Here is a 15,454-nt window from a genome sequence, read left to right on the forward strand (position 1 = left end):
TGCATAACTAGGTTTGCATAAATAAAGGGCTTCATACAACAAAAAACTCAGCATTAATGCTGAGTTATATTTTAATAAAAAAATTAGATTTAAGTATTTACCCGCAGTCAACGGCATATTCAATCAGCTTGGCAAGGCGCTGACGTAAGGTTTCTAATCCCAAGCGCTGACTCGCAGAAATAAACACCGCTAAGGGAAATTCTTCTCTAGCTAGAGCCAGTGTCTCACTATTGGCTTGATCAATCTTGTTAAAAACTACCAGCGCGGGGCCAGGAGTTATTGGCATTTGCGCCAAGATTTCTCTAACCGAGCGAATATGACGCAACCAAGCGGGGTGAGACAAATCCACCAAATGTAGTAGGGCATCGGCTTCTGTGACTTCCTCCAAGGTGGCGCGGAAGGCATCCATTAATGATGCAGGCAATTCGTGTATGAACCCTACTGTATCTGTAATCAGAATTTCTTGGGGTTTATCAGCTTCGCCATGAGGAATTACCAGACGGCGGGTAGTAGGATCGAGAGTGGCAAATAGCTGGTCGGCTGTATAAACTTCTGCATTCGTCAGAGCATTCAGCAAAGTAGACTTACCAGCGTTGGTATATCCAACCAAAGCCACCGAAGGAACTTCTTGATGCTGTCGTCGCTGCCGTAACCGCGAACGATGCGCTTGCAACTGGTTCACTTCTTTTTGCAGTCGAGAAATGCGCTGCCCAATGGCACGGCGTTCAGTTTCCAGTTTGGTTTCACCAGGGCCACGAGTCCCAATACCACCACCTAATCGGGACATGGTGCGACCTCTACCAGCCAGTCGCGGTTGCATGTATTCTAACTGTGCTAGTTCTACTTGCAATTTACCAGCACGGGACTGAGCGCGTTGAGCAAAGATATCCAAAATGACTTCGGTGCGGTCAACCACCCGGATACCAATTTGCATTTCTAAGTTGCGGACTTGGGAGGGTGAAAGGTCGCGGTCGAAGACAACGAGGTTGACTCCTATTGTTTGGGCAGTTAGAGCAATTTCTTGCACTTTACCTTCGCCAACTACTGTCTGGGGATGAATGCGCGATCGCTTTTGTTGTATTGTATGTAATACATCTCCCCCAGCAGTATCAACTAAACGCGCCAATTCCACTAGGGTGTCTTGGAATTGTAGGGGAGTTATCTCACTGGTCATCAGCCCCACAATTAGCACGCGATCGTGGTCAGAATCTACTTCCTGGGCGACAAATTCGCGCTGGAATTCCGCTTCCAGATTTTCTACCAAGTCTACTAAATCCTGGTCTGCCAGATCATCCAAGCCCAGAGGTGGCGATATATTCCAACTTGGGGATTGGATTTGTTTATTGTGAGCGAAGCCGAATTGGCTTTCCTCTACCTTGACAGCAGCAGGACTAGGAATCAGAGTGCGAGACTCTTGGGGTGTCAGATGAGCTAGATAAGCTTCTTTGACATACCCAGTCGCACCGCCTCCCCGTCGTGTAAATCCTGTTCCGGTAATGTTTAGGACTACTAGGGCATCTAAGCGTTGCAGGGCCATAGCCGTGAGTGCCGCTTCATTGGGCGGTTCTGGCTTGAGATGGGTGGCGATGCAACGAATACCACTGAGTCGTTCTGCACCGTAACGGGGCAATTCCAGGGGTGGTATTTGTGTTTGACGCGGTGTGCCTACCCCGACGCGAATCACTTGTCCGCGACGGTTGACGTAAGCGCACACTGGCTGATTGACTTCTGTGCTAATTGCTGCCAGACGCTGGGAAAACTCAGGCGTGGTGATGCGATCGCCTGGTATGCGCTGGTGATACAGCCGCTGTAGTTGCTTCAGCTGGCTGGACTTCAGACCTTGGAGATTTCCAAAAATAGTTTCTATAGGCGTTTATGACCAGTTAAATGGCCCCCCGAATCCTTATATGTCTATTTTACAACAGGGTTTAGGCTCCTATCTCTCTCCTTTGAGGGATGCGTTAGTAATTGGTTCACGATGGGTATTTATTTGAAGCGATTTTGGTGGTAGTAACTTACAAATCGAGCAATGGTAATAACACGCACTCCCTAAGAATAAAGGTTTGATAGTCAATTATGAAAACATTTACTGTAATATTTAACTGGTAAAATTAAGAGGACATGACTCTCAGTTTAAGTTGCTATTACAAGTAAGATTGTGAAAGCGATCGCTTATGAGAAAATTATACTAGTTGTGCGATCGCTATATCACACACTAATTTTTTAATTCTGCAAGTCTATATCATCTTCTAATTCTTCAGCAGCTTCTGAGTAATTGAACATGAAGACAAATTTGTTTTTAGGTAGAATCAACGTTGGAAGATAAAGCGGTTGATTATCCCAGTAATCTTCTTTTCTACCTTGTTCCAAAATGACAATAAGTGTAGGAATATTAGGATATTCTTGTTTTGCCTTATTTACCCATTCAGGACTAGTAAAACCAGAAGTTCCTCTCCATGTTCCTAACCCATCTTTTGCAGGTCTATTTTTTAATCTCAGTCCCTTGCCTTTTGTTTCTTTTCCCCGACGAACATTGAGTCGTCCCTGCTGAATACCCGCCATATTCTTCATTGCCTTGAGTACCTCTTGAACTCGTTTATCCTCCCAAGGATAATTACCGGCAGGGCGACTTGGCATATACGATAGAATCTGTAGTAAAAAATCAATATCTACTTCATATAGCATATCTTCATCACTATACGGCTCTAAAAGATTGGTTAAATCCTCTGTATGCTCCTTAATTTCCAAAGCTTTCCAGAGTGGATCAGGGGGGAAAATAGCTTTCCCAGGTGTAAAAGCATTAATTGCTGCCGGATTTAATACATTAGAACGAGTTGGTTTCAGTTTTGACCCTACCCAAACCGGCTGAATGTTAATATTGTTAGGGTCATCACCTATAGCTTGACGCATTCCCTTATCAGCGTCATGAATTGCTCGGAAATCTTCTAAAATATGCTGAGGCAAAAAAAGGCGAGTCACATCAAGTAGTTCCTGACGATAACCAAACATCCGTGCGTGCTGATGAACTGTATCCATCGTCTTTTGCTTGGCATCACGAAGGTAGTAAGTTACCATTAATCCGTCAATAGTTACACCACGTCCAAGTCTATTACCCCCTACAAGAATATTCATTCCTGGACTATACTTTAGTTCTTTATCTGGGTTGTTAGCATTAATAATTTTTGGTCTGACACTTTGTAATTCAGGTTTTAATTCTTCAACAAGTTGATTAAAAGATGGTAAAATCAGTGCTGTTTTGCTCAATTCTTTATAAGCTTCACTAAGATACTTTAATGCCTCTTTTTGTTTGGTGACTGAGGATTCTCCACAAATAGCCTGATCAATGTCTAAAATAAAGGAACTGATAATTTCTTCTAAATTTTTGTGGTTGTCTTTTTTGTAACATATATGAGCTAGAAAAGAATATTTAGCATCTTCGCTCCCTGATTGCATCTTGTAAATCGACCCAAGGAAGAAGCAGCACAGAGGTAATTTAAGACCATTAGGAATATCCCAGTTATTACTAGGGTTCTCTCCTTCCTGTTTTTTTAAGCGATCTAATTCTTCGGCTTGAACTGTGCAGGAATATAGACTATTTTCTTCAAAAAATAAGTCACCTCCCATATAACTATTACCTGGCTGAGGCAGAGCAGCACAAAAAACTGGTTTGCAGCGATGCTCAAGATTTTGCAGCAAAAGGCTTTGAGGAGTTGCAGTAATTTGTATATATATATGATTAGCTACCTCTTTCCTAATGTCGCCAATTTTGACAAAAATTGAGCTATCTGGAACTGTAGCTTTACCTTTTTTACTCTGTTTTGCTTCGTTTGTATTCAAACTAGCATTATCAGCTTCATCATCAAATATTAGAGTGGGTACACTACTAGCTTTAGCAAACTTGAGAACCTGAAGAAGGTTATCTAAGTGGGGCACATTCTTTGTAGATACTAGAACAATTCCTCTTTTTTTGATATAGGGAAGCAATTTGCTTTCAGCAAAGTCTTTTGGTCGATCATTTCTCCATTCTTCCCAATTAAATACAACAGGCCCACCTTTCAGTTGATTGACAAAACGATCAGCAGTTTGTTTACCTAGCCATGTATTATCAGAAGTCAACACAATGAAGCAACGGAAATGGTTAGCCTGAGCAAGTGCCAGTGTAGCAATGGTAGTATTGGTTTTACCGCTTTGGACTTTGCCAGAAATTAGTCCGGTAGTACCATCAGCTATTTTTCCCTTGTGAGGCTGACTCACAATACCTGTACCGGTAGCACCAACATCACCAGAACCAAAAGTTGTGGAGTAAAAATGAACGCAATTCTGGACTACCTCAACAGCAGTTTATTTTAATTGCTCTGCTGCCTTATCCCCAATTTTGCTTTTAACTTTATCAATAACCTTATTAATACAATATCCATCCGTTATAATATCCATCTTACTCATCGGTGTTATGCTAGTTGGAAAAAAGTACACGAGGCCAGTCATTTTGAGGTACTGTTTGATCCAGATACTGCCTACCTGGGCCACTAACATGATAACTACCATGTGTTTTTCGAGACACAGATATATGTTGGCCAGCAATGCCAATATCTTTGTCCAATATACTCCAAAGCCTTTCTTGAGAAATGCAACAGATACCGTCTTTATGACAGATAAATGCCAAAAATACTGAAATACTGCGATATTTATTATGTAGAGTATCTAAGGCTAATTCTTCCTGACTACTGAAGGTAAAAGACCATGCAGATTTGGGTTTTTTAGAAACCTTAAAAAGAATAGCCAATTTACTGCTCTCAGTTTCAACTAGATAAATGGATGAATGTATCGAAGATGCGTGAGTTATTGTGAGGCGCTCTCCATGATCAATTAGCCGCAAAAACGCAGCACCATGAAGGAATTCCTGATCATTGATCATCGTCAAATCTGGGCAAAGTCAAGGGAGATGTATACGTTTTGGTTAGTCAGTAGTAAGGTAATCGCTCTTGGTTAGCGATCACACTAAATCTGTTAAACCAATAACATAGCATTCCGCGATCGCTTCACCGCTATTTGTAATTCGCCTGACAACCAGCTATCAAATTGCGGATAAACTGGCAAACGGGGTACTAATTCCCACCCCGCAGGTTGTAAAATTTCTCTTAATGCCTGTTCCTGAACATGAGGATAATCAGGATTGACTTCATCTTTTGGCCCTATTCCACCTAAATCTCGCGCACCAGCTTCGATACAAGCGAGTAACCATCGGTCATCCTTAACTAAATTCGGCGGAATTTGAATCGTAATATCTGGCGGTAAAATCTGACGCGCCCTAAAAATGACTTCCGGTAACTGATGGGGGTCAAAAGGTGGTGCATTAAAGGTTTGCTGATATCCTGGACTATGAGGTTGCAGGATAACTTCTTGAATGTGGTGATAACGTTGATGCAGTTGAGATATAGCTGTTAATGTTTCCCACCAATTATCAACTGTTTCCCCAATTCCCAACAGTAACCCAGTTGTAAAGGGAATCTGCAACTCTCCCGCCCATTGCAATTGCTGTAAACGAACTTCTGGTAATTTACTCGGTGCGTGCCGATGTACACTATTTAACAATGTTGGCGTTAACTGTTCCAACATCAGCCCCATCGAAACATTTACACGCTTAAGCTTTTGCATTTCCTCAAAACTCAGTGGCCCCGCGTTTGTATGAGGTAAAAACCCCATTGAAAACGCTAATTCACACAAATCATAAATCCGCCCAAACCACGCCTGACGCCTTGGCGAATGGGGATGTACTTCACCACTGAGGATGAGGATTTCACAGACTTTTTCGCTTTGAAGTGGTTTTAAAATATTTTTTGCATCTGAAATATTCATCCAGGGACTTTTACCCGGTTCGCTGCGAAAGTTGCAGTAACTACAGCGATTAAAGCACTCGTAAGTAGGAACGATTGTATAAGCAGGGCTATAGGTGACAAGACGAGAATTATTAATTGGCATAAGCAAGATAATCTATTAGTCAAAAGAACGTCTTGCTCAAACTATAGGATTCATATTTGATTTTTTAAATCCACGTAGGGTGCGTTATGCCTCTGGCTAACGCACCATCAGATAGTTTGGTGCCGTACTCTTGGCGATAACACACCCTACATATACTTAAATTTTTTCATAAATCAAATCGGATTCCTATATATAGATTACTGTGTTACTGTTGCTGCCATTTGCCATGACATTAAAGAAACAACTACTATTTGGTTTTATAGATTTCTGGTAACTGCCACCAAGAAGCATTGGGATATTCGTGATGTTCTTCATGGTAGCCGAAATGATAGCACGTGATAAATGACCACCAAATAGGACGGTTAATTGTTTGGGCACAATGAGGCTGAATATAACCTCCCGTTGGTTCACTATGAGGTAAAAAAGTCCCGAAATAGAATAATTGTAATGAACTTAAAAGCGAGGGTAGCACCCAAAAGTAAGTTAGATTATCAACTGGTATATGGAGTATGTATTTAGCAAAGTTATAAATAATAGTCAATGCAATTATTTGTCCCCAACTCCAATAACTTTTCATAAAATGAAAATACCAAGCAAAGAAATTTTGGTGTTTCCCATTATGAAAATCCGGGTCTATTTTGCTTGCTGGATTATGGTGGTGTAACCAATGTTTTTTCAATAGTTTTTGATATGGTAAAAGACCATAAAGAGATAAGGTCAATGTTCCAATAAAATGATTAATTTTAGGGTTCTGGGGAAATACTACCCCATGCATGGCATCATGCGATGTAATAAATAATCCCGTATATAAAAATGTCTGCCATACTATAACAGGCAATAACATCCAAAATTTTAGCTTGGAGATGTCAAGGGAAAGTAATAAACTCAGGCTAATGACCCATGCGCTAACAATGACAATAGCAATGAAAAGCCCCTTAAACTGAGATTTACTTTTCACTACTGGAGTCAGTTTTGTTTGATGACTGGGTGGTTGTTCTAACTGGATCACGCTTTTACTCCGCCTAGATTCAGGTGAAAATTTCAAAAATATAGTCATCACACAAACAACTAACCGGGAAAATCTGTTAGTGGTCAATGTTTTACACTGGACAATGCCAATGCTCACAAATATGTATAAATATTAAGATACTTTAACTATTATTGCACAAGCAACTGCTATTATAAAAAGTGTTTTCGGTTGAAAGGTTAGGTGATAAAAGTGATAACACTGACAAATTTAGTATCTAATATAACTAGTATTTTGTATTTTGATACTTTGGATACAATCTAAGCGTGCAAGAAAGACGCTCAATAATTAGCGGGGAGTTTAGGAAATGAGGTGAAGTACGTCCCGCACTACGCTATAACCATTGAGATCCCAAAGTAGGTAAGCTAGAAAACCGATCATAGCCAAGCGATCGCTCCAAAGTTCAGGCTGAGGAGTCAGCACAAGTTTAGCAGTATTGTGGTTGTTGCCATTGTATGCAGTTTCAGTTTTATCACTAGGATAAAGTCCCATTGTTAAGTTACCTTAAGAAGCTAATTACATTCTTCATATTACTTAACTTATCCATTTGGCGCTATCTGTCTCTAGTTTCAAAGTAGAAGCGACTCTAAAGAATGAGATTTTAAGGAGTTTAGGAAATATTTATCTAACAAAAGTTCAATAATAGCTTTTATTAGCCTATAGAGCAGAGGGATTTTAGCAAATAACTGCTCATAAAAACTTGTAAGATCACTAAAAAACTATTTTGGATATGATGAAAAATCTAACGAAAGCTAGAAGGTTTTTGGAGTGTTATTACCCACACTAATAAATAGTAAATAGGTTTTTCAAACTTAAAGTATGACTCCTACGGTACTGATTACAGGTGCTTCTGAAGGCATTGGCAAAGCAACGGCTCTTTTATTTGCGCGGCAAGGATATAACCTGGTACTTGCAGCTCGTAATGCTGACCGCTTGGAAGCCTTAGCGCAGGAAGTGCAGAACATTGGCCGTCCAGCACCATTAACGGTTACTTGCGATGTCACTGATCCATCTCAGGTAAACGCATTAGTGCAAAAAGCATTAGAAAATTATGGTTATATCGACGTGTTGATAAACAACGCGGGCATCTTTGCATCGGGGCCAGTAGAGCAGTTTTCTCTGAGTGATTGGCATCAAATTATAGACACTAATTTATGGGGATATATCCACACTATTAATGCCCTTCTGCCTCATTTCCTCCAGCGTCGAAGTGGAACTATAGTTAATTTAAGTTCCATCGGTGGTAAGGTGCCAACTGCTTACTTGGTTCCCTACTGTACTAGTAAGTTTGGCGTGACAGGGTTGACCCAAGCGCTACAAGTAGAACTACAACCAAAAGGTATTAATGTTTGTGGGATTTATCCGAATTTAATTAAGAGTACTTTAATGGAACGGGCAGTTTTTCGGGGCAAGGATGAGCAAGATGCTCAAACTCGTCGTGGACAGCTTGAGAATGTGCTGAAAAATCCGGTGGTGGAGAAGCCTGAAGATGTGGCAAATGCTATCTGGGATGCAGTCAAGAATAAGAAGTCAGAAGTGATGGTTGGTTCGGCGAATTTCTCGCAAGCTTTGTATCGCTTGTTTCCTGGTTTGATAAAGTGGGTTTCGCGGCAAGGCTTGAAAAATCAGGATAATTAATTTTTGCTACCAATACATTCTGCTATTGTGATTCACATTCTCGTTTCGTTACATAGTGGCGATAGCGAAACATAGCTTCTAGTTGCACTTGTATTAACCAACCACTGACAAATTCAACTGTTCCTCCACCAGGCATAGAAAAGGAAATAGCATCAGTCAGCTTAGTTTTGCCATATTCCGGTTCCAATTCATGTCGATGTACCCAAGATTCAAAAGGGCCAGATATCTGTTCATCGGTAAACAGGCGATATTTTTCACATTCAGTATGACGCGCTAACCAAGTTAAGGGTAATGGGCCAAGAAACAGGCGAAATTCTGTGATAGCGCCCACGTTCAGCCCCCCCTCACGACGAACCACTTGGACTGGCTGCCAAGGTGGGTTCAGCAGTTGCAAAATATCTGCCCTTTCGTGAAATTTCCAAACTACTTCTGGTGTGGCATTAATTATTGAGGAATGTTTAAAGTGCAGCATGGAAAGAAAAACCTAAAATTCAACTTTCGGATTCTGTATCAATCTCGATATCGAGGGTATCTTCGTCAACCCGTACATACAAAATATTTGGGTTACAGCAAACTTGACAATCTTCAACATAAGATTGCTGTCCTCCAGCACTCAAGTCAATAAAAGTTAAGTTCGGTTCGCCGCAATAGGCACAGTAATACTCGGCTGTATTTTGCATGAAGTTTTCAAGGTATTGGGGATTGGGTATTGGGGACTGGGTATTGGGGACTGGGTATTGGGTATTAACTTTTAATTCCTAGTCCCTATTCCTCAGTCCCTAGTCCCTAGTCCCCAGTACTGGCTGTAGTTCCTTCGGGGATGGGTTGATATAACTCTGAGCTTCAGCCAAATGCTTTAGTAGTGTAGACTGTGGCAGAGGCCCTTGCAAGTGGCTCCAAGGTAATACTTGTTCTGTTGACCAATCAGCGTGGACGTAAAAATCTAAATCGGGGATTTGTCCTTTGAGTTGTTTGAAAGCACGTTTGTAGCTACCCAAGGAGTCGCCAAAGTCACGAGTCAGTTGGAGGAGTTGGGATACTCTGCGATCGCCTCTCGATAACAAAGCTTGTATAATCGACCAATTATAGCTTTCTGGGCGAAATTCTATCCCCTGTGGTTTCAGCTGTTTTTGCAAAAACTGTAACCGCTTTTCGGCTTGGCGATTCACCCCAAACCATTGAAACGGTGTGTGTGCTTTGGGTACAAAGGTGCTGCATCCGTATGTTAACCGCAATCCCGGCGCAGCTTTTTTGATATTACGCATCATCGCCACGGTTTGTTCTAAATCCTCTGCTTCCTCACCAGGAATTCCTGCCATTCCGTAGAGTTTCAAGCTTTTTAATCCGCCAGCTTTGGCATTTACCGCCGCTTGGATAATTTCGTCGTTATGCAGCTTTTTGTTGATGATTTGCCGGATTTTTTCAGAACCACTTTCTACTGCAATGGTAAGCGATCGCGTGTCTCGTTTCGCCAAAGTTTCTGCTAACTGAACACTTACAGTATTGGTTCGCACTGATGCAATACTCAGACGGACATCATCATACTTTGGCTGACTAATATAATCTAGCAGAGTCTCAAACTCTGGGTGCTGAGTTACAGAAGCCCCCAATAATCCTAGCCGATTTGTGACTTCTAAACCTCTTTCAATGGCTGGAATTAATGAACTTTCAAGACTGGCTGTTCTAAAAGGCAGTGTGAGATAACTCGCCAAACAAAAGCGGCACATTTCTGGACAACTTCTCACCACTTCCACCATGTAAATATTTTCCCATGCGGCTTTTTCGGTGACTACAGTCGATGCCGATAGAGTATTTCCCCGATAAGTCTGTTTTTGCACCACTGCGGGAATTTCGGGAGAAATTGGTTTAATTGACTTTATTGCACCATCTATGCTTTGATATTCGACTTCATATAAACTGGGAATATAAATTCCTGGGACTTGTGCAAGTCTTTTTAGTTGAGTTTGTCTAGAAGCATTTCTCACTTCTTTGTAAGCCTCAATAAAATTTCCCAGGAGGTTTTCGCCATCCCCCAGTAAAATTACATCAAAAAAATCTGCAAAAGGTTCGGGATTAGCTGTGAGAACAGGGCCACCACCAAAAATTAGCGGATGAGAATCATCACGAGAAGTTGCCAGAATCGGAATTTCTAAAGATTCCAGCAAATTTAAAATATTCACATAATCCAGTTCCCAGGAAATCGAAAATCCCACAATTTCCGCCGTTCTGGGGAGTTGTTCGTGAGTATCTGTAAATAGGCGACTCACCTGCACATCATCACGCATTGCCAAAGTTGCCCAAACTACCTGATAGCCGAGGCTTGTGATACCTACGCTGTATTCATTGGGAAAGGCAAAAATGATCGGGATAGCGTCGGTGTCTGGGGTGGCGCGGGTGAAAAGGAGGCGTTCAGAGTCAAATACAGATGATGTCACAGGTGTTTTTTAGAGGCAAGTTTATCTATATTTAATTTTAAGCCATAGAATAATGAAGTTAAAAACCAATGTCACGCCGTTAGCCAGAATAATCGGTAACGATTGGAGATATATTCCATAAATTAACCATAAAAAAACACCCGTCATGAATGTAATTAGCGTAACCAAAGAAACATCTTTTACTGATTTTGTTTGCCACATTTTAAACATCTGTGGCAAAAAAGAGATTGTGGTTATTGTGGCAGCCGCTAATCCTAGAATTGTCAGAAAATCCATGTGATGCAACCATATCAAATATTTTGTAGTGTAACGCCAGAGTGACACTTGCATTACATTCAATTTTTCTTAGTTTATCTTTTGGTTTTCTAATGAGATTTTAATTCCTGATTCAGCCCTTATTATTTGGCTGTTTGATATAAGACTTTGCCCAAGCATAGCGCTGTGGATCTTTTTTCAGCAAGTACTCTATTACTTCCTGACGCTTGTTTTCATTCTTAGCATTTTTCACTACTCGCTTGATTTCAGAATCCATATCTCTAGGGTTAGCCCCACGTTTTATTGCTTCTTGAAACCAATACTCACCATCTGAATATTGATGCCGTTCAAAACAAATAGCTCCCATCAAGGTGTAAGGATGATGGCTTTTTGGCTGATACTCAATAGCTTGACGAGCGCAATTTTCTGCTATATCTAATTTTTCAATATCTCGAAAGGCTCCACCTCTGCTAGTTAGCAAAGCTGACTTAAGTTTATTTTCTTTAATTTTGTCGAATTCAAAATTATTCGTCAGTTGCAATGCCTGTTCTGGTTCATCTGCTTTACGCCAATGGCTACTAGCATTAGCTAAGTTCCATTTGTTGCCAGTGCGCTGAAACTCCTGTTCATAGAAATTTGCTTCAATTGTGTGGTAAGCAATCCAAATCTTACCAGAGAATAATTTAGTCCCTTGATACTTAGGCTCTTCTTGCCACTTATAATAACTATATGTTGCTTGAGGCACTTCAATTCTATTCTCCTGAAGCCAAGCAACATCTGTTGGTTCAAGTCGCTCTTTTAACTCAAGTTTTTGCAAAATTGTGTATAAAAGACTGGTATGTGATTTATCTTGATAGCTTAAAACATCATATTTTGATTTTAAAGCTGCAAAGTGCTTTTGTTGTGCAAGAATAATGATATCTTCTCATCCATTATTTTGTAGCCACTCAATTTCTGACTCATTTACAGTTTCTCCTGATTCTATATTAAACTTGAGAGTATTAGCATATTTTTCGTTAGCAATTTCTATTGTCTTAGTCAGCTTACGCTTTATCAAGAAGTTAATATCCTGTTCCCCTAAGTGATTGGATAAATCAAGTCTTTTGAGAACTTTATACAAGTGACTATTAGACGATAAATCCTCATACTGAGTTACTTTATACTTATCTCTCAAGGCAGTAAATTCTCGTGTTTGTTCCAATTCTTGAGCAATGCCAATTGTTTCATTCAGTCCTTGCTGTTCTAGCCAGTTAATTTCTGACTCACTCAAATTATTTTTTGCGTCAATGTTTTGCAGTATTAGATATAGTGGACTGGATAATGATAAGTCTGAATGTTTAATTGCTTGATATTTATCTCTTAATTTAGCAAATTGAGTTTCTTTTACTGACTCTTGTTGTTGAAAAATTTCTGCTGTTTCAAAGAGTTCGTTATTGATCAACCAAGTATACTCATAATTATTTAATCGTTCTGTTAGCTCTAATTTTGTCAGTATTGGATAAAGTAGACTATCAGGATATGAGTCTTGATATTGAGTAGCTTTGTATTTAGATTTAAGTTGAGTAAATCGTTTCACCTCTTGAGCAATTTTATTAGTCTCATATAAATTATTTGCTCTCAGCCATTTAACTTCTGAATCAGTAAGTAAATTTCCTGACTCAAGTTTTAAAAGAATGAAATAGAGATGACTCGATTGCCAAGAGATGTTATGCTTTGTAGCTTTGTATTTAGACTTTAATTTGGAGAATTCAAATTCTAGATTTCCGAATTCTTGTACTTTATGTTGCTCCTCTTGCTTGATAGCTTCTAAAATCTCCTCAAGCTTAGATTCTCCCAACCAATTAGATTCTAAGTCAAGGAGTTCAATTCCTAAGTCAAGTTTTCGTAGTATGAGATACAGCAGACTAGCGGGTGATGAATCTTGATCTTGAGTTACTTGGTATTTGGACTTTAAAGCAGCAAAGTGTTTTAACCGATTTTGAGACTCTTTATCCATGTTGATAGTAGATGCGATCGCACTTAGCTAAATGTGTCATCCGCTACTATAGCAATATCAGTAAAAAACGGCGAGTCAGACACCCACCGTTCTTATTTGCGGTGCTTGCTGCTGTTTAAGTCGCCTGAAATTCGTCGCACTGCTCTGGGCTAACAGAAAATCAGGAATTAAAATCTTAGCAAGAGGCACAATAAGCTGGAACGATTGTCAAAATATATCGTTAAGAATGCCGTTGCCTTTAAGCTAGGGAATGTCGAAATTCAAGAAAGTTATATGAATGCTGAAGACTTTTTAAACCAAGGATTAAATCACAATTTGCAAGGGGATTATCAAGGAGCAATTGCAGCTTACACCCAAGCAATTAAACTAAATCCTGACTATGCCGAAGCTTACCATAATCGCGGAATTATTCTAAGTGGTCAACTCAAAGATTACCGCAGTGCGATCGCAGATTTTAATCGCGCCATAGAAATCAATCCCAATTTTGCCACAGCCTATTATCACCGAGGTAATGCACGTTACTTTTTAGCTGATTACGAAGGAGCGATCGCCGATCATAACCAAGCATTACAAATCGATCCGAATCTCGCCCAATCTTACCACAGCCGGGGTAATGCTTACTTTGCCTTAGAAAAATACGACCAAGCGATCGCTGATTATATCCAAACAATAGAAACTACTACCCAATTAGCTGATAATATCAATATTGATATTGCCAAGGCTTATCATAATCGGGGTGTAGCTCATTTTGAGAGCGGCGATCATCAAGGAGCGATTGCTGATTTTCAGCAAGCTTTACAGTGGCATCCCAATTTTGCCGCAGCTTACAGCAATCGAGGAAATATTCATCATATTTTAGGCAATTATCACGAAGCGATCGCTGACCACAACCGGGCATTACAATTAGATCCAAACTTGGCAGAAGCTTATCATAATCGAGGTAACGCCCACTACTCTCTAGCAGAGTATCAAAGTGCGATCGCAGATTACAACCGCGCCCTAGAAATCAATCCCAGGTTTGCCGGAGCATATTACAATCGGGGTCTGGTTCTTGCTCATATCAAAGAATATCACCGATCAATTGAGGATTTTAACCAAGCGTTAAAGTTCAATCCTGATGATGTGCAAGCCTATTGTGAGCGGGGTCTTGTCCGTAGTACTCTTGAAGACTATGAAGGTGCGATCGCAGATTATGACCAAGCGTTACAAGAAAATCCGACTCTAGCTTTAGTATACGGTTTTCGGGCAAATGCTCGTCGCCGACTGGGAAATTATCAAGGTGCAATTGAAGATAGTAATCGCTTATTACAACTCAATCCTAATTTAGCTGAAGGATATTGCGATCGCGCGGCGGCTCGTCGTTCTTTAGGAGATCATAAAGGAGCAATTAAAGATTACGATCGGGCATTAGAGATTAATGATAACTTAGCCGCAGCTTATTACGGTCGCGGGATTGCCCGTGAAGCCCTGCAAGATTTACAGGGAGCAATTGATGATAACACCCAAGCAATAGAGCTTGTTCCTGAATTTTCTCAAGCGTACTGCAATCGAGGAAATGCTCGTCGTCTTTTGGGGGATGAAAAGGGAGCGATCGCAGATTATAATCAGGCATTAAAAATTAATCCCGATTTAATTGAAGCATATTACAACCGAGGTTCTACCCATTATGCTTTAGAAGAATATGAAAGTGCGATCGCGGATTATACCCAAGCATTACAAATAAATCCCCAATCTGCTGCATTTTACAGCGATCGCGCTAATGCTCACTATGCCCTAGAAGATTATCAAGGGGCAATAAAAGATTACAGTTGTGCAATTGCGATCGACCCCAGCTTTCCTGAAGACTGGTACAATCGAGGTCGTAGCCGTTCTTTATTAAAAGACTTACAAGGAGCGCTTACAGACTTAAACCAAGCCTTACAGCGTCAGCCTAATTGGGCTTCAGCTTACATCCTTCGGGCAGATGTTTATCAAAATCTGGGAGACTCTCAAAGAGCAATTGCCGATTTTCAGAAATCCGCAGACTTGTATTACCAAGAAGGAAATATCCAGTATTATCAACAAATTATTGAGTTAATTGAACAACTTCAATGAAAACATTGGGGATTGGGGACTGGGGATTGG

General features: G+C 40.4%; 14 protein-coding genes. 2 read left to right on the forward strand and 12 right to left on the reverse strand.

Features of this window, described 5'->3' with window-relative positions; translation table 11 throughout:
- Positions 1-97 precede the first annotated feature (97 nt).
- From hflX to ACFFAP_RS01025, 6 genes are all read right to left on the reverse strand, one after another.
- A complete protein-coding gene (gene hflX, locus ACFFAP_RS01000) occupies positions 98-1,867 on the reverse strand; it encodes a GTPase HflX (protein WP_375509478.1) in 1,770 nt (589 codons plus the stop codon).
- Between the two features lie 356 nt (positions 1,868-2,223).
- A complete protein-coding gene (locus ACFFAP_RS01005) occupies positions 2,224-4,254 on the reverse strand; it encodes a Z1 domain-containing protein (protein WP_375509467.1) in 2,031 nt (676 codons plus the stop codon).
- Positions 4,255-4,453: 199 nt separating this feature from the next.
- On the reverse strand, positions 4,454-4,915 hold the full coding sequence (locus ACFFAP_RS01010; RefSeq protein ID WP_375509468.1) for a hypothetical protein: 462 nt from the start codon (positions 4,913-4,915) through the stop codon (positions 4,454-4,456).
- A 92-nt stretch (positions 4,916-5,007) separates the two neighbouring features.
- Positions 5,008-5,979, reverse strand: a complete 972-nt coding sequence (gene cofG, locus ACFFAP_RS01015) for a 7,8-didemethyl-8-hydroxy-5-deazariboflavin synthase subunit CofG (protein WP_375509469.1) — start codon at positions 5,977-5,979, stop codon at positions 5,008-5,010.
- A 247-nt stretch (positions 5,980-6,226) separates the two neighbouring features.
- Complete coding sequence (gene crtW / locus ACFFAP_RS01020; protein ID WP_375509470.1) at positions 6,227-6,988, reverse strand: beta-carotene ketolase CrtW; 762 nt, start codon at positions 6,986-6,988, stop codon at positions 6,227-6,229.
- Between the two features lie 318 nt (positions 6,989-7,306).
- Positions 7,307-7,498 (reverse strand): high light inducible protein, encoded by a 192-nt coding sequence (locus ACFFAP_RS01025; RefSeq protein WP_375509471.1) that lies wholly within the window; start codon positions 7,496-7,498, stop codon positions 7,307-7,309.
- A 327-nt stretch (positions 7,499-7,825) separates the two neighbouring features.
- Between ACFFAP_RS01025 and ACFFAP_RS01030 the strand changes: the two genes are divergently transcribed.
- On the forward strand, positions 7,826-8,644 hold the full coding sequence (locus ACFFAP_RS01030) for an SDR family NAD(P)-dependent oxidoreductase (RefSeq protein WP_375509472.1): 819 nt from the start codon (positions 7,826-7,828) through the stop codon (positions 8,642-8,644).
- A gap of 22 nt (positions 8,645-8,666) precedes the next feature.
- Here ACFFAP_RS01030 and ACFFAP_RS01035 read toward each other — a convergent pair whose 3' ends face one another.
- The 6 genes from ACFFAP_RS01035 to ACFFAP_RS01060 form a co-directional block, all read right to left on the reverse strand.
- The gene (locus ACFFAP_RS01035) at positions 8,667-9,116 is read right to left on the reverse strand and encodes an SRPBCC family protein (protein ID WP_375509473.1); all 450 of its coding nucleotides are present in this window, start codon (positions 9,114-9,116) and stop codon (positions 8,667-8,669) included.
- 19 nt (positions 9,117-9,135) lie between these two features.
- Complete coding sequence (locus ACFFAP_RS01040) at positions 9,136-9,324, reverse strand: CPXCG motif-containing cysteine-rich protein (RefSeq protein ID WP_012411100.1); 189 nt, start codon at positions 9,322-9,324, stop codon at positions 9,136-9,138.
- A 99-nt stretch (positions 9,325-9,423) separates the two neighbouring features.
- Entirely contained in the window at positions 9,424-11,079 is a 1,656-nt protein-coding gene (locus tag ACFFAP_RS01045; protein WP_375509474.1) for a B12-binding domain-containing radical SAM protein, read from the reverse strand.
- A gap of 21 nt (positions 11,080-11,100) precedes the next feature.
- Positions 11,101-11,355, reverse strand: coding sequence for a SemiSWEET transporter (locus ACFFAP_RS01050; RefSeq protein ID WP_335112317.1), 255 nt, complete (start codon positions 11,353-11,355; stop codon positions 11,101-11,103).
- A gap of 112 nt (positions 11,356-11,467) precedes the next feature.
- Positions 11,468-12,151, reverse strand: a complete 684-nt coding sequence (locus tag ACFFAP_RS01055) for a hypothetical protein (RefSeq protein WP_375509475.1) — start codon at positions 12,149-12,151, stop codon at positions 11,468-11,470.
- A 108-nt stretch (positions 12,152-12,259) separates the two neighbouring features.
- Positions 12,260-13,171 (reverse strand): hypothetical protein, encoded by a 912-nt coding sequence (locus ACFFAP_RS01060; protein ID WP_375509476.1) that lies wholly within the window; start codon positions 13,169-13,171, stop codon positions 12,260-12,262.
- 432 nt (positions 13,172-13,603) lie between these two features.
- On the opposite strand from ACFFAP_RS01060, the gene ACFFAP_RS01065 reads away from it, so the two are divergent.
- Positions 13,604-15,424: a tetratricopeptide repeat protein gene (locus ACFFAP_RS01065; protein ID WP_375509479.1), complete on the forward strand. Its 1,821-nt coding sequence runs from the start codon at positions 13,604-13,606 to the stop codon at positions 15,422-15,424.
- Positions 15,425-15,454: the final 30 nt, after the last annotated feature.

Origin of the sequence: uncultured Nostoc sp. (assembly GCF_964245575.1) — a bacterium.
Lineage (GTDB): Bacteria > Cyanobacteriota > Cyanobacteriia > Cyanobacteriales > Nostocaceae > Nostoc.